We start from the raw sequence: 22,707 nt of genomic DNA, 5'->3' as shown, positions 1-22,707 counted from the left end.
GACCACCTCGTGCGTACCGCACCTCCTCGCACCATCGCCCTTCGGACACTCTTGCCGAAGGGGACAGCGGACGGCCCGCGCGCCGTCAGGTACCACTTCGCCATCGTTTTCGAGGCACTCCCGGCGCGCGACGCGACAGAAGGAGGAGCGTCGTGACGCTGGTGTCGGCAGTCCTGCGGGTCGGCAGGCAAGTGCGCTGGTACGTCCGCGAGTTGACGGACGAGGCGGCGTACGACCGCCATGTGGCGCACCTGCGGGCCGCGCATCCGGAGACCTGTGCGCCCTCGCGCCGGGAGTTCGAGCGGATGCGGACGGACCGCCAGGAATCGGATCAGCGGCCGGGGTTCCGCTGCTGCTGAGGCCCCTTCGTACCCCGTCCGTTATGCGGACGGGGGTTCCGTGGAGCAAGACTCTCGCCTAGATTTCCCGCACGTTAAGCATGAGATAAGTGGAACCAGCGAGGGGATGGAGCCGCGTCATGTCCGATGCGCCTGAAGTGAACGGGCCGGTGGTCACGCCGGTCCGCGTCGTCATTGCACTGTGTCTGATCGCGCCGTTCGTGGCGATGCTCTGGGTCAGCTCCTACGCCAAGGTCGACCCGACGTTCATCGGCATCCCGTTCTTCTACTGGTACCAGATGCTCTGGGTGCTGATCTCGACCGCGCTCACGATGACCGCGTACAAGCTGTGGCAGCGTGACCAGCGCGGCCGGAAGTCCGACCGGTCCGCGGGGAGCCAGGCGTGAACAACGGGGTCAACGGTGTCGCGCTCACCGTCTTCATCATCTTCTTCCTGGCCGTCACGGTCATGGGCTTCCTCGCCGCGCGCTGGCGCAGGTCCGAGACCGACTCGCTCGACGAATGGGGCCTGGGCGGACGCTCGTTCGGCACCTGGATCACCTGGTTCCTGCTCGGCGGCGACCTCTACACCGCGTACACCTTCGTCGCCGTGCCCGCGGCGATCTACGCGGCCGGCGCCTCCGGCTTCTTCGCGGTCCCGTACACGATCCTGGTGTACCCGCTGATCTTCACGTTCCTGCCGCGCCTGTGGTCGGTCTCGCACAAGCACGGGTACGTGACGACGTCCGACTTCGTGCGCGGGCGCTTCGGCTCGAAGGGCCTGTCCCTCGCGGTCGCGGTCACCGGCATCCTCGCCACGATGCCGTACATCGCGCTCCAACTGGTCGGCATCCAGGCCGTCCTGGACGTCATGGGCGTCGGCGGCGGCGAGAACACCAACTGGTTCGTCAAGGACCTGCCGCTGCTGATCGCGTTCGGCGTGCTCGCCGCGTACACCTACTCCTCGGGTCTGCGGGCGCCCGCGCTGATCGCGTTCGTCAAGGACACGCTGATCTACATCGTCATCGCGGTCGCCATCATCTACATCCCGATCAAGCTGGGCGGCTTCGACGACATCTTCGCGGCGGCCGGCAAGAAGTTCGAGCAGATCAACCCCGCGACGGACAAGCCCGTCGGGGCGCTCGCGCCCGGCTCGACCGGGACCTGGACGTACGCGACGCTCGCGCTCGGCTCGGCCCTCGCGCTGTTCATGTACCCGCACTCGATCACGGCGACCCTGTCGTCCAAGAGCCGCGAGGTCATCCGCCGCAACACCACGATCCTGCCCCTGTACTCGCTCATGCTGGGCCTGCTCGCGCTGCTCGGGTTCATGGCGATCGCGGCCGGGATCAAGGTGCAGAACGGGCAGTTGGCGATTCCGCAGCTCTTCGAGGACATGTTCCCCGACTGGTTCGCGGGCGTCGCGTTCGCCGCGATCGGCATCGGCGCGCTGGTCCCGGCGGCCATCATGTCGATCGCCGCGGCGAACCTGTTCACGCGCAACATCTACAAGGACTTCATCAAGCCGGACGCGACACCGCAGCAGGAGACCAAGGTCTCCAAGCTGGTCTCGCTGCTCGTGAAGGTCGGCGCCCTCGCCTTCGTCCTCACCATGGACAAGACGGTCGCCATCAACTTCCAGCTCCTGGGCGGCATCTGGATCCTCCAGACCTTCCCGGCGCTCGTCGGCGGCCTGTTCACCCGCTGGTTCCACCGGTGGGCGCTGCTCGCCGGCTGGGCGGTCGGCATGGTGTACGGCACGCTCGCGGCGTTCGGGGTGGAGTCGCCGACGCAGAAGCACTTCGGCGGCTCCTCGGCGGAGATCCCGGGCATCGGCCAGATCGGCTACATCGGCATGACGGCGATCGTGCTGAACGTGATCGTGACCGTGGTCCTCACCTTCGTCCTGCGGGCCGTGAAGGCGCCGGAGGGCGTCGACGAGACCGCGCCGGCCGACTACACCGCGGACGCCGGTGACAAGGGCGTGCAGGTGGAGATGCCCACCGTCGGGGCCGGTCACTAGCACCGCTCCCGCACCGTCCACCTGACGAGCCCCTCCGGTCCGGAGGGGCTCGTCCCGTTACGGTGACCCGGTACAGCCCCGCACCACCCGTCTTGGAGGAACCGTGCCCGCCCCCATCGTTCTCGACAGCGACCCCGGTATCGACGACGCCGTGGCGCTCCAGTACCTGCTCGGCACCGGGCTGTGGGACCTGAAGGCGTACACGACCGTCGGCGGCAACGTGCCCGCCGAGCAGACCTTCCGCAACGGCCGCGCCCTCGCCCGCGCCTTCGGCATCGACGGCGACGTGTCCGTGCACCGCGGCGCGGGCCGCCCGCTCACCCGGCTGCCCTACTCGGCGGCCGGCGAGTTCCACGGCGCCTCCGGGCTCGGCGCCGAGACGCTGCCCGACTCCACCGCGCCCGAGCAGGCCGAGTCCTCCGCGCAGGCGCTGCTGCGGCTCTCACGCGCGTACGAGGGCGAGCTCACCGTCTGCGCCACGGGACCGCTCACCAATGTGGCCCTCGCGCTCACCGAGGACCCCGGCTTCGCCCGGCGCGTGAAGAAGCTCGTCTTCATGGGCGGCGCCGCCGACGTGCCCGGGAACATCACCCCGGTCGCCGAGTTCAACGCCTGGGCCGACCCGGACGCCGTCGACCTCGTCGTCTCCTCCGGCATCGCTTACACGATGGTCGGGCTCGACGCGACGCACGGCTGGCGGTTCACCACCGACGATCTGGAGACCCTGCGGGCGGCCGGCGACGGCATGGCGCTCACCGCCCGCCTGATGGACTTCTACCTCGGCGCGTACCGCGAGACCGGCGGCTCCCCGCTGCACGACCCGCTGGCCGTGGGCGTGTGCGCCGACGAGTCGTTCGTGACCGCCGCCGAGGGCACGGTCGTGGTGGAGTGCGGCTCCGAACTCACGCGCGGCAAGACCGTGTTCATCCCCTACGACGCGGACTACCCCCGCGCCTACTACCAGGAGTCCCCGCTGGTCGCGGCCCGCACCGAGCGCCGCGGCCGGGTCGCCCTCGGCACCGGCCCGCGCAACTTCACCGATGACTTCGTGAACACCCTCCTCAAGCAGCCGACCGCCGCCTGAGCGTCACGGCCCCACCCCGTACAGCCCGCCGCCCACCTCCCGCGCGAGCCGCGCGGCCCAGCCCACGGTCGCGTCCCGGTCGGCGCCCTCGCCGCTGGTCACCCGGACGAGGACGCCGCCGACGCGGACGTGGGCGGTGTACGTGGTCGTGGTGTCGCCCTCGTAGTCGATGTCCTGGACCTCCAGGTACGCCTCGTCGCCGAGCCCTGCCAGCGGCTCGGCGCGATAGCGCTCGGTGGCCGTGCCCGCCTCCATGTCGGAGGCGAACTCCGGGCAGTGGCGCAGGATGTCCTGTTCGACCCGGTGCAGTGCGCGGGCGGCATCGGGCCTGAGCGACACCAGGGACTGGGTGACGACGATGTGGCCGCGGGGCGGCGCGTGCCCGCGGTCGACCCAGGAGGCGTTGGCGGAGGCCGTCGTGCCGCGGTAGGCGTCCGGGCCGAGCCACGCCGGGTCCGCCCCGCTGTCCAGGCAGTACGACCACCGGGCGCGCCGCTGCTCGCGGGTGGACTCGAACGGCATCGTGTGCACCTCGCCGCGCTCCAGGCCACGGCCGAAGGCGGACTCGGGGAGCAGGGTCGCGTGCAGCCTCCCGGCGCTGAAGGTGCGCCCCGCCGGCGCGGTGGCGTCGAGCCCGGGCGCGGTAGCCGGGCCGGTCGGGAGGGCCACCTCCGGACGGGCCGGTTCCGGGCGCGTCGGCGTGGCGGACGCGGTCCCGCCGGCCGCGGGCCGCTGCGCCGCGGCCCCCTCGGAACCCTCCTCCCGCGCGGCGCCGCACCCGGCCAGAAGGCCCGCCAGGACCGGCACCACGGCCACCGTCCACCACCCGCGCATGGCACCACTCTCCCCCTGATCGCCCACACTGCGAGACCTTAGCCGACACAAGATGTGGGGCTGCCGCGAACACCCGGCACAACATGTATGCTCGCTCTCGCTGTCAGCGCAGGGGAATCCGGTGCAAATCCGGAACTGTCCCGCAACGGTGAACGTAAGCCTCGTAGAGGCGCCCACGTGAGTCCGAAGACCTGCCGACGGCACACCCGGGCCGGCCGGTCCGGGTGTCGACGACGTCCGGGCCTCGTGGAATGGGCCGGTGACGCGGGCCCTGCCGTGCGCGGGCCCCTGCCACTGTCTCCCCGCGGGCCCCGAGCCGAGCGAGGGAGAGCCCCACCGTGACCATCGCGCCCGCTGATCCTGCCTCAGTCGTGGCCGAGGCGGATGCCCCCGGTACCGCGTTGCTGCGCACCCTGACCGAGCTGACCGCCGATCTGCCCGCCGCGGATCCCGGCCGGGTCGCCGCCGCCGCGTTGCGCGGTCGCAGCGCGCGGGCCGACGAGGCCGAGCTGCGCGAACTGGCCACCGAGGCCGCGGCCGGGCTGATCTCCGAGGACCCCGTCTACTCCCGGCTCGCCGCGCGGCTGCTCACCCTCTCCATCGCCGCCGAGGCCGCCTCGCAGGGCGTGACGTCGTTCACCGGGGCGATCGCCGTCGGTCACCGCGAGGGCCTGATCGCGGACCGCACCGCCGAGTTCGTCCGCGTGCACGCCGCGCGGCTCGACGCGCTGGTGGACCGGGCCGCCGACGACCGCTTCGGCTACTTCGGCCTGCGCACCGTCTTCAGCCGCTACCTGCTGCGCCACCCGATCACCCGCAAGGTGATCGAGACGCCCCAGCACTTCATGCTGCGGGTCGCGGCCGGTCTCGCCGAGGACGACTCGACGCGCGCGCTCGACGAGGTCGCCGCGCTGTACGGCCTGATGAGCCGCCTCGACTACCTGCCCTCCTCCCCCACGCTCTTCAACTCCGGCACCCGCCACCCGCAGATGTCGAGCTGCTACCTGCTCGACTCGCCGCTGGACGAGCTGGACTCGATCTACGACCGCTACCACCAGGTGGCGCGGCTCTCCAAGCACGCGGGTGGCATCGGCCTGTCGTACTCGCGCATCCGCTCGCGCGGCTCGCTGATCCGCGGCACGAACGGGCACTCCAACGGCATCGTGCCGTTCCTGAAGACCCTCGACGCGTCGGTCGCCGCCGTGAACCAGGGCGGGCGCCGCAAGGGCGCGGCCGCCGTCTACCTGGAGACCTGGCACTCCGACATCGAGGAGTTCCTGGAACTGCGCGACAACACCGGCGAGGACGCGCGGCGCACGCACAACCTGAACCTGGCGCACTGGATCCCGGACGAGTTCATGCGCCGGGTCGACGCCGACCGGCCCTGGTCGCTGTTCTCGCCGGCAGACGTGCCCGAGCTGGTCGACCTGTGGGGCGACGACTTCGACGCCGCGTACCGCAAGGCCGAGGCCGAGGGGAAGGCGCTCAAGACCATCCCCGCGCGCGACCTGTACGGCCGCATGATGCGCACTCTCGCGCAGACCGGCAACGGCTGGATGACCTTCAAGGACGCCGCCAACCGCACCGCCAACCAGACGGCGGAGCCCGGCCACACGGTCCACTCCTCGAACCTGTGCACGGAGATCCTGGAGGTGACGGACGACGGGGAAACGGCCGTCTGCAACCTGGGCTCGGTCAACCTCGGCTCGTTCGTGGCGAACGGCGACATCGACTGGGAGCGGCTGGACGAGACCGTCCGCACGGCCGTCACGTTCCTCGACCGCGTCGTCGACATCAACTTCTACCCGACCGAGCAGGCCGGCCGCTCCAACGCCCGCTGGCGCCCGGTGGGCCTGGGCGCGATGGGCCTCCAGGACGTCTTCTTCAAGCTGCGCCTGCCGTTCGACTCCCCCGAGGCCAAGGCGCTCTCCACGCGGCTCCAGGAGCGGATCATGCTCGCCGCGTACGAGGCGTCGGCGGACCTCGCCGAGCGCAACGGCCCGCTCCCCGCGTGGGAGAAGACCCGGACCGCGCGCGGCGTGCTGCACCCCGACCACTACGGCGTCGAGTTCACCTGGCCGGAGCGCTGGGCCGCGCTGCGGGAACGTATCGCCTCGACGGGCATGCGCAACTCGCTGCTGCTCGCCATCGCCCCGACGGCCACGATCGCCTCGATCGCCGGGGTCTACGAGTGCATCGAGCCGCAGGTCTCCAACCTGTTCAAGCGCGAGACGCTGTCGGGCGAGTTCCTCCAGGTCAACTCGTACCTGGTGGACGAGCTGAAGGCGCTCGGCGTGTGGGACGCGCAGACCCGTGAGGCGCTGCGCGAGTCCAACGGCTCGGTGCAGGGCTTCACCTGGGTGCCCGAGGAGGTCCGCGCGCTGTACCGCACGGCGTGGGAGATCCCGCAGCGCGGTCTCATCGACATGGCGGCCGCCCGTACCGCCTTCCTCGACCAGGCCCAGTCCCTGAACCTGTTCCTGGAGACGCCGACCATCGGCAAGCTCTCCTCGATGTACGCGTACGCCTGGAAGTCGGGCCTGAAGACGACGTACTACCTGCGCTCGCGCCCCGCGACGCGCATCGCCCGCGCGGCCGGCCGCGCCACCGTCCCCGTACAGGTGGCCGATCCCGACGCGGTCGCCTGCTCCCTGGAAAACCCCGAGTCCTGCGAGGCCTGCCAGTAATGACCGACACCACTCCCGAGAAGAACCTGCTCGACCCGGGCTTCGAACTGACCCTGCGCCCGATGCGCTACCCGGACTTCTACGAGCGCTACCGCGACGCGATCAAGAACACCTGGACCGTCGAGGAGGTCGACCTCCACTCGGACGTCGCCGACCTCGCGAAGCTCAGCCCCGGCGAGCAGCACATGATCGGCCGTCTCGTCGCGTTCTTCGCGACGGGCGACTCGATCGTCGCGAACAACCTCGTCCTCACGCTGTACAAGCACATCAACTCCCCCGAGGCGCGGCTGTACCTCTCGCGCCAGCTCTTCGAGGAGGCCGTGCACGTCCAGTTCTATCTGACGCTGCTCGACACCTACCTCCCCGACCCGGAGGACCGGACGGCGGCGTTCGCCGCGGTGGAGAACATCCCGTCCATCCGGGAGAAGGCCGAGTTCTGCTTCAAGTGGATGGACTCGGTGGAGAAGCTGGACCGCCTGGAGTCCAAGGCGGACCGCCGCCGCTTCCTGCTCAACCTGATCTGCTTCGCCGCGTGCATCGAGGGCCTGTTCTTCTACGGTGCCTTCGCGTACGTCTACTGGTTCCGCAGCCGGGGCCTGCTGCACGGCCTGGCCACCGGCACCAACTGGGTGTTCCGGGACGAGACGATGCATATGTCGTTCGCCTTCGACGTGGTCGACACCGTCCGCAAGGAGGAGCCGGACCTCTTCGACGACGCGCTGGAGCAGCAGGTCACCGACATGCTGCGGGAGGCGGTCGACGCGGAGCTGCAGTTCGGCCGCGACCTGTGCGGTGAGGGCCTGCCGGGCATGAACACCGACTCGATGCGCCAGTACCTGGAGTGCGTCGCCGACCAGCGCCTCCAGCGCCTCGGCTTCGCGCCGGTCTACGGCTCGGAGAACCCGTTCTCCTTCATGGAGCTGCAGGGCGTCCAGGAACTGACCAACTTCTTCGAGCGCCGCCCGTCCGCGTACCAGGTCGCGGTCGAGGGTTCGGTCGGCTTCGACGAGGACTTCTGATCCGGCGCCCGCCGGGAAACTGATGTGACCCGCTCTCCTCGCGTCGGCAGACTCGGTGCATGACGACACCTCAACTGGCGCGGGAGATAGCGGAGTTCTACTCCGACGGCTACGACGAACAGAGCCGGCTCGCGGGCTCCGCGTGCGGGGTTCTCGAACTCGTCCGCACCCAGGAGCTGCTGCGGCGCCATCTGCCGCCCGCCCCCGCGTCCGTCCTGGACGTGGGCGGCGGGCCCGGCGTGCACGCGCGGTGGCTGGCGGAGGACGGGTACCGGGTGCATCTCGTCGACCCGGTCGAGCGGCACGTGGCGCAGGCGCGGGAGGCGAGCGCGGCGTACACGGTCGAGGTGGGGGACGCGCGGGCGCTGACCGCGGCCGACTCCTCCTACGACGTCGTGCTGCTCCTCGGCCCGCTCTACCACCTGCCCGAACTGTCGGACCGTGAGCGGGCGTTGGCGCAGGCGCTGCGGGTCGTGAAGCCGGGCGGACCGGTGGTCGCGGCCGGGATCCAGCGGTTCGCGCCGGTCTTCGACCACATGGGGCACGGGCGGCTGCACCGGGACGGGCTGCCGGAGCGGGTCGGACGGGTCGTGGCCACCGGGCGCAACGAGGGCGAGCACTTCACCCACGCCTACTTCCACGACACCGGGCAGCTGGCGGACGAGCTGGGGGCGGCGGGCCTCGCCGATGTGCGGGTGTACGGCGTGGAGGGACCCGGCGACGGCGCCCTGAAGGCCGTCGAGCGGGCCACCGGCCGGCGGCCCGCTCCGGACTCCGACCTGTTCAGGTCCGCTCTGGCGGCGGCCCGGCTGGCCGAGCCGCATCCCGAGCTGACGGTGGCGAGTTCGCATCTGCTGGCCTTCGGACGGCGGCCGGATCAGGCGGCGGCCGCGTAGCGCGAGCGCCGCCGCTCCTCGGTCTCGCGGGCCTCGCGGGCGGCCCGGATCTCGCGGTCGATGCGCCGGTCGCGGGCGATCCCGTACAGGGAGGGACCGGCCAGGAGCAGGAAGACGAAGAGGACGGTCAGGTAGTTCATCGCTGTGTTCATGCCTCTACTCTGGCGCCGCCGCGACCCCCGCGGCAGTGGCAGGACTGTCATCAGACCGTGAATTCCTGCCAACTCTGCGGCACACTGGTGAACATGCTGAAGAACGTGGCCGCAGTGCTGCTCGACGGTGTGCATCCCTTCGAACTCGGCGTCGCCTGCGAGGTGTTCGGGCTCGACCGCGGTGACGCGGGGCTGCCCGTGTACGACTTCGCGGTGGTCTCCGCCGAGAGCCCGTCCCTGACCACCCATGTCCCCGGCATGACCGTCTCCACCCCGTACGGCCTCGAACGGCTGGAGGAGGCGGACCTCATCGCGATCCCCTCGGCGGGACGGCGCTTCGACTCCTACCCGCCGGAACTCCTGGACGCGCTGCGGCGGGCGGTCGACCGGGGAGCGCGCGTGCTCAGCCTCTGCGCGGGCGTGTTCGTGCTCGGCGCCGCGGGACTGCTCGACGGACGCCGCTGCGCGGTCCACTGGCGGTACGCGCGTCAGCTCGCCCGGCAGTTCCCGCGCACCCGCGTCGACCAGGACGTGCTCTACGTCGACGAGGGCCCGGTGATCACCTCGGCCGGCACCGCCGCGGGCATCGACGCCTGTCTGCACATCGTGCGCACCGAGCACGGCGCCGAGGTGGCCAACACGATCGCGCGGCGCATGGTCGTCCCGCCGCACCGCGACGGCGGCCAGGCCCAGTACGTGGAGCGGCCGCTGCCGGCGACGCGCTGCGACACCGTCGGCGAGGTGCTGTCCTGGATGGAGCGGCACCTGGCCGACCCGGTGACCGTGGAGGAGCTGGCGGCGCGGGCGCACATGTCGCCGCGCACCTTCGCCCGCCGCTTCCTCCAGGAGACGGGCACCACGCCCTACCGCTGGCTGCTGCGCCAACGGGTGCTGTTCGCGCAGGAGTTGCTGGAGGGCACGGACCAGACGGTGGACGCGATCGCCGGGCGCGCCGGGTTCGGCAACGCCGCGGCGATGCGCCACCAGTTCATGAAGGTGCTCGGCACGACCCCGAACGCCTTCCGCCGCACCTTCCGGGTACGGCTGGCCGGTTAGCTAGGGCGTCCGCGCCTCCACCCGCAGCACGGCCTTCCTGGGCTGGAGCGTGATGCCCAGCCGCGGGGTCGAGTCCGTCTCCGGCACGGGCACGAACCGCCACTTGGCCACCAGCGCGCCGAGGGTCAGGGCCAGTTCGGTCATGCTGTAGTGATCGCCGGGGCACTTGCGGTTGCCGGTGCCGAAGGGCTGGTGCGCGGTCTGCGCGGCCTGCGTGCGGCGCTCCGGCAGCCACCGGTCGGGGTCGAAGTCCAGCGCGTCCTCGAAGGAGCGCGGGTCGCGCTGCATCGCGTACGGGCTGTAGAAGATGTCGGTCCCGGCCGGGATCCGGTACCCGCCCAGCTCGGTGTCGACGGCGGCGACCCGGGTGAATATCCAGGCCGCCGGACGAATCCGCATCGACTCGGTGATGAGATTCCGCATATATGCGAGTTTCTTCAGGTCGCCGAAAGCGACCGGCCGGCCACCGGTCACGGATTCAACTTCCTCGTACAGCCGCCTTTCGTGGTCCGGGTGTTCGGCGAGAAGTTGCAGGGTCCAGGACAGGGTCTTCGCCACATTCTCGCCACCGGCGACGAGCAGTGCGATGACTTGGTCGTGGACCTCTTGTTCGGTGACCAGTTCGCCGTTCTCGTCGCGCGCCCTGAGCAATGTGGTGAGGAGCTCTTCCCCATTGCTTCCGGATGCCATCGCGTCCCGTCGTTCGGCGATGATCTCGTCGACCAGCCGATGCAAATCGGCCAACGCCCGCGCGAATCGCCGATTGGCCGGAAGTGGCAGTCGGTAGAACGGCCCGACGGAGAGAATCATCCGCCGGTACATCCCGTCGAAAACGGTGCCGAGAGCCGTGCACAGCCGCTCGGCGCGCTCGTCCAGCGCCTCGATGCACAGCAGCGAGCGGGCCGCGGTCCGGGTCGCGGTACGGAACATCTCGCCCGCGATGTCGACGGTCTGCCCGGGGCGCAGCCCGTCGGCGGTACGCTGCGCCTCCTCCGCCATCAGCGCGCCGTACTCGGCGATCCGGTCCGGCCGGAACGCGGGCTGCAGCGCCCGGCGCTGGCGCCGGTGCCGCTGTCCGTTGCTGGTCGCCACGCCCTGGCCGAGGAGCACCCCGAGGGTGTCCCACAGGGCGCCGCCGACCAGGTAGTCCGGGCTCCGCAGGAGCCGTTCGACGAGTTCCGGGGAGTTCACCGCGAAGGCCGCCTTGGGCCCCAGCCTGATCCGCACCACCTCGCCGCCGTCGCGCAGCGAGGTGAGGAAGGCGAGCGGGTCGCGCAGCAGGTTCCAGGCGTGGCCGACGAGCGGCGCGCCGCCGGGGGCGGGCGGCGGCGGCTTCGGCTCCGTCTCCGGTGTCCGTGCCGGGTGCGGCAACGTGGATTCGAGGGTCATGCGCGGTCACCCACCTGATCGGTCCGGGGCGTGTCGGTGATGTACGGCGGGGTGGCCCGGTCGTCCCAGGTGTCGACCTGATAGCGCCCCGATTCGTGATGGAACCAGTACACGGAACTGAACCAGTTCCGCATGTTCTCGACGCACGACCTGATGGCCGCCGCGAGTTCCCTTCCGTGCGGTCCGATCTGTTCGGCGGAGACCTCGGTCCGCTCGATCTCCTTTTCGGCGTCGAGGAAATCGGCGATGGTTCCCTCGACCCTCCTGTGCACTTCGTTCGCGGCCTCCCGCACGGAAATACCCTCATGCTTGATGAGGCTTATCCCGAGGTTGTGCAATTCCTGTCCCGCGAGTTCCTTGGGGAGCGAGCAGAGGTCGTTGTACCAGGCGGAGAAATCCTGGGTCGCGAGTGCGGCCCGCATGAATGCCTCGTTCTTCCTGACCCAGGTGGGGAGTTCGTACTGGGCGACCGGTTCGAGGAGGTCTATCCAGATCCAGTGGGCGAAAGTGCGCCGCCGCAGAGCGATGTATTCGTCGACCGTCGGCACGGTCCCCGCCATCCTGTTGCGGAACTCCTCGTCGTACGCGTCGATCACCACGTGGAAGTGGCGCGCGAACCGGGCGTCCCAGGACCGGCTCAGCCGGCCGTAGAACCGGTCGAAGCAGTCCGCGAAGCCCGCGACCAGGGGGTCCGGGTGGTCCAGGTGCAGCTGCGGGGTCTCCGTGGCCGCGTGCAACTGCACGACGAGCCGGCGCCAGTTCGTCGTCCTGCCGTGGATCACGTCACGGTCGTGCCGGTCGTCCCAGGCGAAGAACCACGCACTGAAGTCGGCTATCGCCTCCAGGAGGTCGTCGGGCGCACCCATGTAATATCCGGCGACCAAGTCCGTGTAGCACAGACCGTCGGCATATTTTTCCACCTTGTCGGCGGGCATGAGGCGCTTTTCGAGCAGCCAGGTGCGTGTCTTCCGCTGAAGCTTTGGCCAATACGGATGCAGTTTGCGAGGAAACGCGTCCTCGATCACCGGTAGTGCCAACGCCGGCGGTACTGCCGCATGTGGAGCATGTGGATAGGCAGGCACGAACAAACCCCTCTCTGTCGGCCGAAGGCGTACACCCCTCCCGCGGTGCCGGGCGCGCGCCGTTGCGTATCCCCGCGCTTTCTATTCAGCACCACAACTGACCGTTCTGGGAACGGATTTGCTCCCCTCACTACCCCTAGTCGCCGGATTCGTCCCCTTACATGACCGGATCTGAATCATGTTCGGCCGATCTTGTTCGCACGCGCGGGCGCACACCCGCGCGTGCGATCGCACACCTGCCCAGGTCGGTGCGGGAACGCGAACGGCGCCCGGCCGGATCTCTCCGGGCCGGGCGCCGTGTCGGGGCGGTGTGAATCAGTCGTTGGCGACCACGGGGTAGCGCGGGGTGCCCTCTTCCATCTGCTTCAGGGCGTTCTTGCGCTCGCGCTTCGACAGCCGGTCGATGTAGAGGTACCCGTACAGGTGGTCCGTCTCGTGCTGGAGGCAGCGCGCGAAGTAGCCGGTGCCGCGCACGGTGATGGGGTTGCCCTTCTCGTCCTGCCCGGTGACCACGGCGTAGTCGGGGCGCGCGAGTTCGGCGTAGGCCGTCGGCACGGACAGGCAGCCCTCGTTGGAGTCGTCGAGGCGGCGCCGGTCGGCGGGCAGCTCGCGCAGCACCGGGTTGCAGACGACGCCGGTGTGGCGCACGCCCTCGTCGTCCGGGCAGTCGTACACGAAGACCTTGCGGTCCACGCCGATCTGGTTCGCGGCGAGGCCGACGCCCTCGGCGGTGCGCTGGCTGGCGAACATGTCGTCGACCAGCGAGGCCAGCTCGTCGTCGAACTCGGTGACGTCCTTGCACTCCCGGTGCAGGACCGGGTTCCCGACGACGGTGATCGGCCGCGACGTCCCCCGCTCCCGGTACGCCGCCTCGCGTGCCTCGCAGTCCTCGGTGTCGACGACGAATCCCTCGTCGTCGACGGGGAGCACGCCGCCGTGCTGCTGGTCGTCGGTGTCCTGCTGAGCCATGACGGACGTGAGCCTTCCTGGGAATACGCGGGGTTACCTTGACAGGGTACGGGGAGCGGAGCCCCGCAAGGGGCGCGGGACCGTGCCCGTCAGCGGCTGCGCCGCGGGGCGCGACCAGCCACGACGCGTCCGCGGCCGACCGCGCACCTCAGCACACCTCTTCGAGATCCCGCCAGTCCCGCGAATCCGGCGAATCGGCGACCCACCCGTCGAGCAGCCCCCGCACCAGAGAAGCCGGCGCGGCCACCCCGCACTCCCGCTCCGGCACCCACAGCTGCCCGTCGGTCCGGTGCCCCAGCGGCCCGGGATGCCCCGGCTCGCTGTGGTCGTGCGGATCGAGGTGCTCCTCGTCGCCCTCGTCGGACGGCATCCGGGACTCCGAGCACATCCGGCACAGCAGCCGCACCGACGAGGACCAGTCCTCGGCGGCGAATCCGGCGTCGGCGGCCAGCCGCTCCAGGGCGTCCCGGTCGGACTCGGTGGCGGCCTCCAGGAGCACGACCCAGGTCGGCACCGGCGACGGCGCCCACAGCTCGATCTCGTCGAAGACAGGGAAGGAGTGCCCGGCGGCGGTGGTCCGCTCGCCGTGCGGCACCCCGTCGTGCAGCACGACCTCGCCCCAGCGCCGCCCGGAGGAGGGCAGCGGGATCGACAGCACCTCGATGCGTGCGGGGTCGAGCCTGCGCCCCCAGACGACCTCGGCCTCGCCCTCCGGCGACAGCCGCACGGCGGCGCTGCCGAGCTCCATGCCCGTGGGCTCGCCGGCCGCGGTGGCGCCGCCCGGCACCCGCAGCCCGTACGCCTGCCAGGCCCGCCGCGCCAGCGGCCAGTCCTGGAGGGCGGTGGCGGCGATCCCGACGTTCCACCAGTCCGGGGCGCCCGTCTCGCGGTCCAGCAGGGCGACGGCGCGCAGTCCGGCCGTCCGCGCCTGCTCCCAGTCGTGCCGGAACTTGTGCAGCAGCGCGAGGTTGAACCAGGACTCGGAGAGCCACGGTTCGAGGTCGGCAGCACGGGTCAGCAGCGCCCCCGCGTCCTCGTACCGCCCGTCGCCGATCAGCGTGAACGCACGATCTGTGGCCTGCCGCCACGAGGCGGAGGGTCGGTGCCGTCCCTTGCCGAAGATCCTCACGATTCCCGCCTGCCGATACTTGAGGCCCGTGCCCCCGGACCCCCTCTTTGGTCGCTCTTTTGCATCCAACCACGGACGGTCGGAGACCCGCTCATTACCCATGGGTTACCCCGCCGACCCTAGGCTCAGACCGGGGTGCGACACCACCCTGGCCAGTGCCTCGACGACCTCCGGCTGGTACTCCCTGCCGGTGGCCAGACGCAGTCCTTCCAGGGCGGCGAGGGGTCCCTGAGGTCCTGTTCCCCTGGCCATCTCGTCGTAGGCGTTCGCTGTCCGCACAATCCGTGCGGTGAGCGGCTGTTCCCGGTACGGATCGGCCAGCCGCTCGACCACGACGGCCACCTGGGAGTCCACCCCGGTCTGCCGGACGACGGCCCCGCCGAGGAGTGCTATCCGGCGCTGCTGGGTGACAGGCAGGGTCGCGGTGGCCCCGTCCCGCACCGGGTCGACGAGCGAGAGCTGCCCGATGTCGTGCATCAGGGCCGCGTACTCCAGAACGGTCAGGTCCGGTCCGGAGAGCCCCATCTCGCGCCCTATGGCACGGCTCAGCGCCGCGACCCGGTGGGCGTGCCCGTGCGGGGTGTACCCGGCGATCTCGGTGGCACGGGCCAGCGAGGCGATGGTCTGGCGGTACGTGGCGCGGACCGCGGAGTAGCGCCGGAAGGCCAGCTGGGTCAGGAGCAGCGGCAGGCTGATGACGGGCAGCGCCCACAGCCCGGCCACGGCCACGGCCAGTGCGAGGACCGCCCCGGTCGCGCCGACGGCCGTACCGATGCCGAGCATGGCCCGCATCTCGTCGCGCAGCAGCGGCCCGAACGGCCAGCGGGTGCGCGCGTGGGCCATGGCCGCGGCCAGCACGGCGTCGCAGAGCCCGGTCAGCGCCAGCAGGCCGACGACGAACAGCGCGTAGGGCGCCCCGTCGCCGAACCACTGCGCGGCCCTGCCCTGGTTGTACAGCGGCTGGAAGCAGGCGGCGGCGAACCAGACGGTCAGCACGCGCCGCGCCATGTGGTCGAGCGAGGGCCCGCGGCCCCGGGCCACGTGCGGGACGCAGCCGACGAGCGCGCCCGCCACGGCGACGGCGACGACCTGGAGCACCCCGTGGTGCGTGCTGTGTCCGGCGACCGATCCCAGCAGCGCGTACGCCAGCGCGCCCGCGGCCCCGAGCGGCGCGGACTCCCGGTCCCCGCCGCCGCCCCAGCGCGCCAGCTCCCCCACGGCGACCAGCACCCCGAACCCGAGCGCGACCCCGCGCTCGTCGAGCCCACGCCCGACGGTGGCGGCGAAGGCCACGAGGGTCAGCACTCCGGCCACGGAGTACACCACGACCACGACCACCGCCTTGGGCACCCTGCCGCCGCCCACACCCTCCGGCTCCCCCGCCGCCTTGGGCAATCTGCCGCCAAGGGCGGCAGGGTGGGCAAGGCGGCCCCCGGCGCCGGGTGCGCCTCCTTCGGGCTCGGGCCGCAGCCCCGGCACGGCGCCCTCGGCGCCGGAAGCCCGCCCGTCGGTCCCGCCCCCGCTCACCGCGCCGAAGCCCCGCGCAGCGGAACCGCCTCGGCCCGGGCACCGGGAACCCCGCCCGTCTCGTCCGCCGTCACCATCGGATGCCACCCCTCCCGGTCGAGCGCCCGCACCAGCGCCCCCACCATCACCGGATCGAACTGCGTCCCCGCACACCGCTCCAGCTCGGCGACGGCCACCGGCACGGGCCGCGCCCGCGAGTACGTCCGGGTCGACGTCATCGCGTCGAAGGCGTCGGCCACCGCCACGACCCGGGCGAACTCCGGAATCTCCGTCCCCACGAGCCCGTACGGATATCCGCTGCCGTCCAGCCGCTCGTGGTGGTGCAGGATCGCGGCGCGCGCCTCCCCGAGGAAGCCGATGCCGCGCACCATCTCGTGCCCGTACTCCGGATGCAGCTCGATGACCTTGCGTTCCTCGGGGGTCAGCGGCCCGTCCTTGCGCAGCAGCCGTGTCGGCACACCCAGCTTCCCCACGTCGTGCAGGATCCCGGCGAACCGCAGCACCTCGGCCCGCTCGTCGGGCATCCCCAGCTCACGGGCGATCATCATGGACGCCTGCCCGACCCGCTCGCTGTGTCCGCGCGTGTACCCGTCCTTGATGTCGACGGCCTGCACGAGGGCGCGGATGGTGGCCTGGTGGGCCGAGCGTTCGCGCTGGTACTGGGCGAACACCCAGCAGGAGATGCACATCGGCAGCACGACGAGCAGCGCCGCCACCGGCCCGTACGAGCTCGTCCACAGCACCGCCATCATCAGCCCGGCGAGCCCGTGCACGGCCACCGGCGCGAGACAGCGCAGGAAGAGCCCGCGCCAGGCGCCGCGCAGCGGAACGCGCTCGGCGGCGGCGAGGATCCCGCCGTCGAGGAGGGTGAGCACGGCGCAGAAGGCGAGCACGGCGGCGCCGCCGGGCACGAGCGCGTACGGGAACCGGGGTCCGGAGACCGCGTCGGGCCCGCCGAGCGCTCCGAAGACCTGTGCGGACGCCCATACGGCGACGGCGAGTTGGGCCGCCCGCCACGCGCGGCGCAGCCACTTCGGGCGCTGCTCGACCTGCCCGAGCAGGGCGCCGGGCACGGCGACGAGGGCCGCGGCCGACGGCGGCAGCAGAAACGCTCCTGCGAGCAGTACGGGATAGAACGTCCCCATGCCCCGGGGCCCGCGCCCGGCCAGGCCGCAGCCCACGTACACGCACGCGAGCAGCGCGACGGCGGGCCAGGAGGTACCGGGGGAGAACGCGGGCGCCGCGCAGAAGGCGCCCGCGCCTGCCGTCAGGAGTACATACGCACCGGCCATCGGCGTAACCGACCGCATGCCCAACTCCCTCCCCGTGACGTTCCGTTCACGGAGACCAGAGATTAGGCCGCGGGACGCGCCGGCCGGGCGCCATCACGTCGAATACGGGGACAGAGGGCCCTGGATTAGCACGATCGAGTGAAACTGACGGCGAACCGTCTCCCAACTGCCACACGAGGTGGGGCAGTTGGCTACGACGATGGAAGGAGGGCCGCCGGGCTCAGGCGAGCGGGGTGCCCTCGTCGGGCGCGCCCTGTCCGGAGCGGATCACTTCGATCCGCCCCATGACCTTGGCCCGCAGGTCGCTGGGCACGTCGTCCGAGCCGCAGCACCGCTTGACCAGCTTCTTCACGGCCTGCTCGAGGCCGTACTTCTCCAGGCACGGGGAGCACTCCTCGAAGTGCACCTCGAACTTGGTGCAGTCGGAGTCCGGCATCTCGTGGTCGAGGAACTCGTAGAGATGGTCGAGGACTTCCGCGCAGTCCGTCTCGTGCGGCTCTCCGCAGCTCATGAGCCCGAGCCTTTCGCTTCGTTCGACTCTCCGGCGCCGGCCGGGACGAGCCCGCGGTCACGGGCGTAGTCCTCGAGCATGCCGCGCAGCTGACGGCGGCCCCGGTGGAGCCGGGACATCACTGTCCCGATGGGTGTCCCCATGATGTCCGCGATCTCCTTGTACGCAAAGCCCTCTACGTCGGCGAGATAGACCGCGATGCGGAATTCCTCCGGGATCGCCTGGAGCGCCGACTTCACGTCCGAGTCCGGCAGGTGGTCGAGCGCCTGCGACTCGGCGGAGCGCAGACCGGTCGACATGTGCGACTCGGCGCGCGCGAGCTGCCAGTCCTCGATCTCCTCGGCGGCACTGCGCTGGGGCTCGCGCTGCTTCTTGCGGTACGAGTTGATGAAGGTGTTCGTCAGGATGCGGTACAGCCACGCCTTGAGGTTGGTGCCCTCACGGAACTGGTGGAACGACGCGTACGCCTTCGCGTACGTCTCCTGCACCAGGTCCTCGGCGTCCGCCGGGTTGCGCGTCATCCGCAGCGCGGCCGAGTACATCTGGTCGAGGAACTCCAGCGCGTCCCGCTCGAAGCGCGCACTGCGCTCGGTGGCGGTCTCCACCGGCTCGGGCCGCTCGTCGGGCTGGCCGTGTTCGGTCCCTGCGTCGGTCCCTGTGACCGGACCCACCTCCTCAAGCGACGTCGTGGAACCCGGGAAGGCTCCACCCGAATCGGAGGATAGACGACGATCCGGTCCGCCCGCCGCCCGAATAGGAGCGGTCTTGGCAGCCGTCAGCACGCTCCACTCCAGGTCAGGAGCGGTGCTGCGACTGGGGCAGATGGTCGAACCCATGCGGCGGACTTCCTCTCGTACGAATGGTGTGCACCGGTAGTGGCGACAACATTCGTCCCGCGCTCCACATTCCCGGTGTTCATCCGGGGTTCAGACGAGTGACCGGGTCCACTCGGCGACGGCGTCGGTGAGCGTGGTGAGGGCCTCGTCCCGGCCGACGGGGGCGCGTTTGGGGACGGCGAAGCCGTGGTCCCCGTAGGGCACCTCGACGAGTTCGTAGAGCGGGGAGTCCGGGAACTCGGCGGGCTTGCCGAACGGGTCGTTGCCGCCCTGCACGACGAGGGTCGGCACCCCCGCGCCGAGCAGTTCCCCGGCCCGGGACTTCTCCGGCCTGCCCGGCGGGTGCAGCGGGAAGCTCAGGGCGAGGACGGCGGCGGCGCCCAGGTCGGCCGCGGTGCGGCAGGCCACGCGGGCGCCGGCGCTGCGGCCCGCGGCGATCACCGGGAGTCCGGGGGCGGTCAGGGCGGGCCACAGGTCGTGCCAGGCGGCGTCGAGGGTCTTCGGGGCCGGGGCCAGTTTCTTCCCGGCGACGCGCCAGGGCTGCTCCACCAGGGCGACGGTCACTCCGTGGGCGGGCAGGGTCGTGGCGAGGGCCTGGAGGTCGCGGGCCTCGATGCCGCCGCCCGCGCCGTGGCTCGCCGCCAGGATCTGGGTCGGGTGCGGGGCGTGATGCCAGGTGATCCGCGCGTCTCCGCTCCGCGTGGGCACGGTCTGGGTCTCGGTTACTGGGGTCACGCGATCATGGTGCCGGGTGGGGGGCCGGATCGACGCCGTTCTTCGGGTGCGGGTCTCGTCGTGGCTGGTCGCGCAGTTCCCCGCGCCCCTGAGATGCGCACTTCGTGCGGCATCTCATCGGGGGGGCTGCGCGGAGCGCATGCCTCAGGGGCGCGGGGAACTGCGCGAGAAGCGGCCACCGGGCCGCACCGGGCCGACAATCTAGAAGAGGGTGGCCTCTTCCGGGCCGTCCAGTTCGGTCAGGAGTTCGGGGCCGTTGTTGCGGACATTGCTCACGGCGGTGGACACGGGATACGCCCGCATCAGCCCCTCCGGCGGCGCCGCCAGCAACCCCCGTACCTCCTCCACGTCGGTACGCGAAGGATCGAGCCAGGCATCCCACCGGTCCGGCGTCAGCATCAGCGGCATCCGGGGATGAATGTCGGAAAGGGACCGCGGCCCCTCCTTGGGCGCGACCCCGAGCGGCGCGGTCTCGGCCTCGAGGGTGATCACGGAGCACGTCACCCACCAGGCCAGCGGATGCTCGTCCGGCAGCGTCCGGTCGCGCCAGAACTCGTACAGGCCCGCCATCGCGAACACGGACCCGTCGGCCGGCGTCACGAAGTACGGCTGCTTGCGCGGCCGCTTCTTCTTGCCCTCGACCTCCAGATCCCGCTCACCGGTCCCGGTCACCCACTCGTAATAGCCGTCGGCGGGGACGATGCAGCGCCGCGCGGCGAAGGCCCGCCGGTACGAGGGCTTCTCGTGGACGGTCTCGGCCCGCGCGTTGATCATGCGGGCGCCGCCCTCGGGCGTCTTCGCCCAGGACGGCACGAGCCCCCACTTCAGCTTGCGCAACTGGCGAACCGGACGCGGGTCGGCGGCGTCTTTCACGGGGCGGTCGAGAACCGCGTAGACCTCCTTGGTGGGGGCCACGTTGAAGTCCGGGTCGAAGGCCTCCTCCGGCTCCCACTTCTCGATCTCGAAGATTCCTGCGAGATCCTCGGGGCTACGACTCGATGCATACCGTCCGCACATACGTGCCACAGTGCCAGAAGCAAGCCCCCCACCGAACGGGAGCCGGGAAAGACCATGGACGCCAGCCTCTGGGACCGGATCTTCGGAACCCAGTCCGACCCCGACCTGTGGGTGGTGATCGCCACCGGCGTCGTCGCCCTCGCCGCGATCGTCCCGCACAACGTCTGGCGGCTCTCGCGCAACGCCATCACCATCGCCCACGAGGGCGGCCACGGCCTGATCGCGCTGCTGATGGGCCGCCGCCTCGACGGCATCCGGCTGCACTCGGACACCAGCGGCCTGACCGTGAGCCGCGGCAAGCCGCACGGCCTCGGCATGATCCTGACCGCGGCCGCCGGATACACGGCCCCGCCGCTGCTGGGCCTCGGCGGCGCCGCGCTGCTCGGCGCCGGGCACATCACGCTGCTCCTCTGGCTCGCCACGGCCCTGCTGGTCGCGATGCTGGTGATGATCAGGAACGCGTACGGCGTGCTCACGGTCGTCGTCTCGGGCGGCGCGTTCCTGCTGGTGTCGTGGCTGGCGGGGCCGCAGGTGCAGGCGGCGTTCGCGTACGCGGTGGTGTGGTTCCTGCTGCTCGGCGGCGTCCGTCCGGCGTTCGAGCTCCAGTCGAAGCGGCGCAGGGGCGGTGCCGGCGACTCGGACGCGGACCAGCTCTCCCGCCTCACGCACGTCCCCGCGGGCATGTGGCTGTTTTTCTTCCACGCCGTCTCACTGTGCTCACTACTGGGCGGCGGTCGCTGGCTCCTGGGCCGGTGAACAGGTGGGTCCGCACGGGCCCACTAAAGTAAAGGCATGACCACGAACCCCGCGCACACCGCACTCTGGCCCGCCCCTCTCGCGAGCGGCGCCGTCGACGCGACCGTCCAGGTGCCGGGGTCGAAATCCGTCACCAACCGGGCACTCGTCCTCGCCGCCCTCGCCGCCGAGCCGGGCTGGCTGCGCCGCCCGCTGCGCTCGCGCGACACCCTGCTGATGGCGGGCGCCCTGCGCGCCATGGGCGTCGGCATCGAGGAGGGCGTGGGCCCGGACGGCTCCGGCGAGGCCTGGCGCGTCATCCCGTCGGGCCTCCAGGGCCCGGCCACGGTCGACGTGGGCAACGCGGGCACGGTCATGCGCTTCCTGCCGCCGGTCGCGACGCTCGCCGACGGGCCGATCCGGTTCGACGGCGACCCCCGTTCGTACGAGCGTCCGCTGCACGGCGTGATCGACGCGCTGCGCGCGCTCGGCGCCCGGATCGACGACCAGAACCGGGGCGCGCTGCCCCTGACGGTGCACGGCGGCGGCGCGCTCGACGGCGGCACGGTCGAGATCGACGCCTCGTCCTCGTCCCAGTTCGTGTCGGCGCTGCTGCTGTCGGCGCCGCGCTTCAACCAGGGCGTCGAGGTCCGTCACACCGGCTCCACGCTGCCCTCGATGCCGCACATCCGGATGACGGTCGACATGCTGCGCGCGATCGGCGCCCAGGTGGACACCCCGGAGTCGGGCGGCGAGGCGAACGTGTGGCGGGTCACGCCGGGCGCCCTGCTCGGCCGGGACATCGTCATCGAGCCGGACCTCTCCAACGCCCAGCCGTTCCTGGCCGCCGCGCTGATCACCGGCGGCACGGTGACGATCCCCGACTGGCCGGCCCACACCACCCAGCCCGGCGACGCGCTGCGCGACATCTTCACGCGGATGGGCGGCGCCTGTGAGCTGACCGAGCGGGGCCTGGAGTTCACCGGCTCCGGCACCGTGCACGGCATCGACGTGGACCTGAGCGAGGTCGGCGAGCTGACCCCGGGCATCGCGGCCGTCGCCGCCCTCGCCGACGGCCCGTCCACTCTGCGCGGCGTCGCCCATCTGCGGATGCACGAGACGGACCGGCTGGCGGCGCTCACCAAGGAGATCAACGAGCTGGGCGGTGACGTCACCGAGACCGCCGACGGCCTGCACATCCGCCCGCGCCGGCTGCACGGCGGGATCTTCCACACGTACGACGACCACCGCATGGCGACCGCGGGCGCCATCATCGGCCTGGCCGTGGAGGGCGTGCAGATCGAGAACGTGGCGACGACCGCGAAGACGCTGCCGGACTTTCCGGACATGTGGACCGCGATGCTCGGGACCGACCGGTCGTAGGGAACGTAACGCG

At 71.3% G+C, this 22,707-nt stretch carries 22 protein-coding genes and 1 riboswitch; of the genes, 10 read left to right on the top strand and 12 right to left on the bottom strand.

Annotated features, from left to right (window positions below):
- The first annotated feature begins 161 nt into the window (after nucleotides 1-161).
- The 4 genes from ABII15_RS25680 to ABII15_RS25665 all read left to right on the top strand — a co-directional run bounded on the left by ABII15_RS25680 (nucleotide 162) and on the right by ABII15_RS25665 (nucleotide 3,445).
- Nucleotides 162-359, top strand: a complete 198-nt coding sequence (locus ABII15_RS25680) for a YbdD/YjiX family protein (RefSeq protein WP_353947196.1) — start codon at nucleotides 162-164, stop codon at nucleotides 357-359.
- A 119-nt stretch (nucleotides 360-478) separates the two neighbouring features.
- Nucleotides 479-745 carry a DUF3311 domain-containing protein gene (locus tag ABII15_RS25675; RefSeq protein ID WP_353944648.1) on the top strand — a complete coding sequence of 89 codons (267 nt, stop codon included), beginning with the start codon at nucleotides 479-481 and terminating at the stop codon, nucleotides 743-745.
- Nucleotides 742-2,361: a monocarboxylate uptake permease MctP gene (gene mctP, locus ABII15_RS25670; RefSeq protein WP_353944647.1), complete on the top strand. Its 1,620-nt coding sequence runs from the start codon at nucleotides 742-744 to the stop codon at nucleotides 2,359-2,361. The genes ABII15_RS25675 and mctP overlap by 4 nt, the downstream gene beginning before the upstream one ends.
- A gap of 103 nt (nucleotides 2,362-2,464) precedes the next feature.
- Nucleotides 2,465-3,445 (top strand): nucleoside hydrolase, encoded by a 981-nt coding sequence (locus tag ABII15_RS25665; protein WP_353944646.1) that lies wholly within the window; start codon nucleotides 2,465-2,467, stop codon nucleotides 3,443-3,445.
- A gap of 3 nt (nucleotides 3,446-3,448) precedes the next feature.
- Here the strand turns inward: ABII15_RS25665 and ABII15_RS25660 are convergent, their stop codons facing one another.
- On the bottom strand, nucleotides 3,449-4,279 hold the full coding sequence (locus ABII15_RS25660; RefSeq protein WP_353944645.1) for a hypothetical protein: 831 nt from the start codon (nucleotides 4,277-4,279) through the stop codon (nucleotides 3,449-3,451).
- Between the two features lie 70 nt (nucleotides 4,280-4,349).
- Nucleotides 4,350-4,493: riboswitch (cobalamin riboswitch) on the top strand.
- A gap of 124 nt (nucleotides 4,494-4,617) precedes the next feature.
- On the opposite strand from ABII15_RS25660, the gene ABII15_RS25655 reads away from it, so the two are divergent.
- The 3 genes from ABII15_RS25655 to ABII15_RS25645 are packed head-to-tail and all read left to right on the top strand — an operon-like array spanning nucleotide 4,618 to nucleotide 8,881.
- Nucleotides 4,618-6,966 carry a ribonucleoside-diphosphate reductase subunit alpha gene (locus ABII15_RS25655; protein WP_353944644.1) on the top strand — a complete coding sequence of 783 codons (2,349 nt, stop codon included), beginning with the start codon at nucleotides 4,618-4,620 and terminating at the stop codon, nucleotides 6,964-6,966.
- Nucleotides 6,966-7,985, top strand: a complete 1,020-nt coding sequence (locus ABII15_RS25650) for a ribonucleotide-diphosphate reductase subunit beta (protein ID WP_353944643.1) — start codon at nucleotides 6,966-6,968, stop codon at nucleotides 7,983-7,985. The genes ABII15_RS25655 and ABII15_RS25650 overlap by 1 nt, the downstream gene beginning before the upstream one ends.
- A gap of 59 nt (nucleotides 7,986-8,044) precedes the next feature.
- Nucleotides 8,045-8,881, top strand: a complete 837-nt coding sequence (locus ABII15_RS25645; RefSeq protein ID WP_353944642.1) for a methyltransferase domain-containing protein — start codon at nucleotides 8,045-8,047, stop codon at nucleotides 8,879-8,881.
- On the opposite strand, the gene ABII15_RS25640 is transcribed toward ABII15_RS25645, so the two are convergent.
- Entirely contained in the window at nucleotides 8,863-9,033 is a 171-nt protein-coding gene (locus tag ABII15_RS25640; protein WP_353944641.1) for a hypothetical protein, read from the bottom strand. The two genes, ABII15_RS25645 and ABII15_RS25640, sit on opposite strands and share 19 nt — an antisense overlap.
- A 93-nt stretch (nucleotides 9,034-9,126) precedes the next feature.
- On the opposite strand from ABII15_RS25640, the gene ABII15_RS25635 reads away from it, so the two are divergent.
- A complete protein-coding gene (locus ABII15_RS25635; protein ID WP_353944640.1) occupies nucleotides 9,127-10,089 on the top strand; it encodes a helix-turn-helix domain-containing protein in 963 nt (320 codons plus the stop codon).
- Here the strand turns inward: ABII15_RS25635 and ABII15_RS25630 are convergent, their stop codons facing one another.
- From ABII15_RS25630 to ABII15_RS25585, 10 genes are all read right to left on the bottom strand, one after another.
- Nucleotides 10,090-11,478 carry a cytochrome P450 gene (locus tag ABII15_RS25630; protein WP_353944639.1) on the bottom strand — a complete coding sequence of 463 codons (1,389 nt, stop codon included), beginning with the start codon at nucleotides 11,476-11,478 and terminating at the stop codon, nucleotides 10,090-10,092. It lies immediately after the preceding gene.
- Nucleotides 11,475-12,413: a multidrug MFS transporter gene (locus ABII15_RS25625; RefSeq protein ID WP_353944638.1), complete on the bottom strand. Its 939-nt coding sequence runs from the start codon at nucleotides 12,411-12,413 to the stop codon at nucleotides 11,475-11,477. The genes ABII15_RS25630 and ABII15_RS25625 overlap by 4 nt, the downstream gene beginning before the upstream one ends.
- Before the next feature lie 462 nt (nucleotides 12,414-12,875).
- Nucleotides 12,876-13,529 (bottom strand): peptide deformylase, encoded by a 654-nt coding sequence (gene def / locus ABII15_RS25620; protein ID WP_353944637.1) that lies wholly within the window; start codon nucleotides 13,527-13,529, stop codon nucleotides 12,876-12,878.
- A 148-nt stretch (nucleotides 13,530-13,677) separates the two neighbouring features.
- Nucleotides 13,678-14,658, bottom strand: coding sequence for a hypothetical protein (locus tag ABII15_RS25615; protein WP_353944636.1), 981 nt, complete (start codon nucleotides 14,656-14,658; stop codon nucleotides 13,678-13,680).
- Between the two features lie 105 nt (nucleotides 14,659-14,763).
- Nucleotides 14,764-15,996 carry an HD domain-containing protein gene (locus tag ABII15_RS25610; RefSeq protein ID WP_353947195.1) on the bottom strand — a complete coding sequence of 411 codons (1,233 nt, stop codon included), beginning with the start codon at nucleotides 15,994-15,996 and terminating at the stop codon, nucleotides 14,764-14,766.
- Between the two features lie 185 nt (nucleotides 15,997-16,181).
- Nucleotides 16,182-17,495, bottom strand: coding sequence for an HD-GYP domain-containing protein (locus ABII15_RS25605; protein ID WP_353944635.1), 1,314 nt, complete (start codon nucleotides 17,493-17,495; stop codon nucleotides 16,182-16,184).
- A 202-nt stretch (nucleotides 17,496-17,697) separates the two neighbouring features.
- Nucleotides 17,698-17,988: a mycothiol system anti-sigma-R factor gene (gene rsrA / locus ABII15_RS25600; protein WP_351451645.1), complete on the bottom strand. Its 291-nt coding sequence runs from the start codon at nucleotides 17,986-17,988 to the stop codon at nucleotides 17,698-17,700.
- The gene (gene sigR / locus ABII15_RS25595) at nucleotides 17,985-18,659 is read right to left on the bottom strand and encodes an RNA polymerase sigma factor SigR (protein WP_181512660.1); all 675 of its coding nucleotides are present in this window, start codon (nucleotides 18,657-18,659) and stop codon (nucleotides 17,985-17,987) included. The genes rsrA and sigR overlap by 4 nt, the downstream gene beginning before the upstream one ends.
- Before the next feature lie 255 nt (nucleotides 18,660-18,914).
- A complete protein-coding gene (locus tag ABII15_RS25590; protein ID WP_353944634.1) occupies nucleotides 18,915-19,559 on the bottom strand; it encodes an alpha/beta family hydrolase in 645 nt (214 codons plus the stop codon).
- Nucleotides 19,560-19,760: 201 nt separating this feature from the next.
- Nucleotides 19,761-20,576, bottom strand: a complete 816-nt coding sequence (locus ABII15_RS25585) for an SOS response-associated peptidase (protein ID WP_353944633.1) — start codon at nucleotides 20,574-20,576, stop codon at nucleotides 19,761-19,763.
- Nucleotides 20,577-20,630: 54 nt separating this feature from the next.
- Here ABII15_RS25585 and ABII15_RS25580 point away from each other — a divergent pair, with 54 nt between their 5' ends.
- Both ABII15_RS25580 and aroA read left to right on the top strand, forming a co-directional pair.
- Nucleotides 20,631-21,332 carry a M50 family metallopeptidase gene (locus tag ABII15_RS25580; RefSeq protein ID WP_353944632.1) on the top strand — a complete coding sequence of 234 codons (702 nt, stop codon included), beginning with the start codon at nucleotides 20,631-20,633 and terminating at the stop codon, nucleotides 21,330-21,332.
- Between the two features lie 36 nt (nucleotides 21,333-21,368).
- A complete protein-coding gene (aroA, locus tag ABII15_RS25575) occupies nucleotides 21,369-22,694 on the top strand; it encodes a 3-phosphoshikimate 1-carboxyvinyltransferase (RefSeq protein WP_353944631.1) in 1,326 nt (441 codons plus the stop codon).
- Nucleotides 22,695-22,707 lie beyond the last annotated feature (13 nt).

This window comes from Streptomyces sp. HUAS MG91 (assembly GCF_040529335.1).
Lineage (GTDB): Bacteria > Actinomycetota > Actinomycetes > Streptomycetales > Streptomycetaceae > Streptomyces > Streptomyces tabacisoli.
The sequence above is the reverse complement of the archived record's forward strand: the minus strand, read 5'-3'. Positions and strand labels throughout refer to the sequence as shown.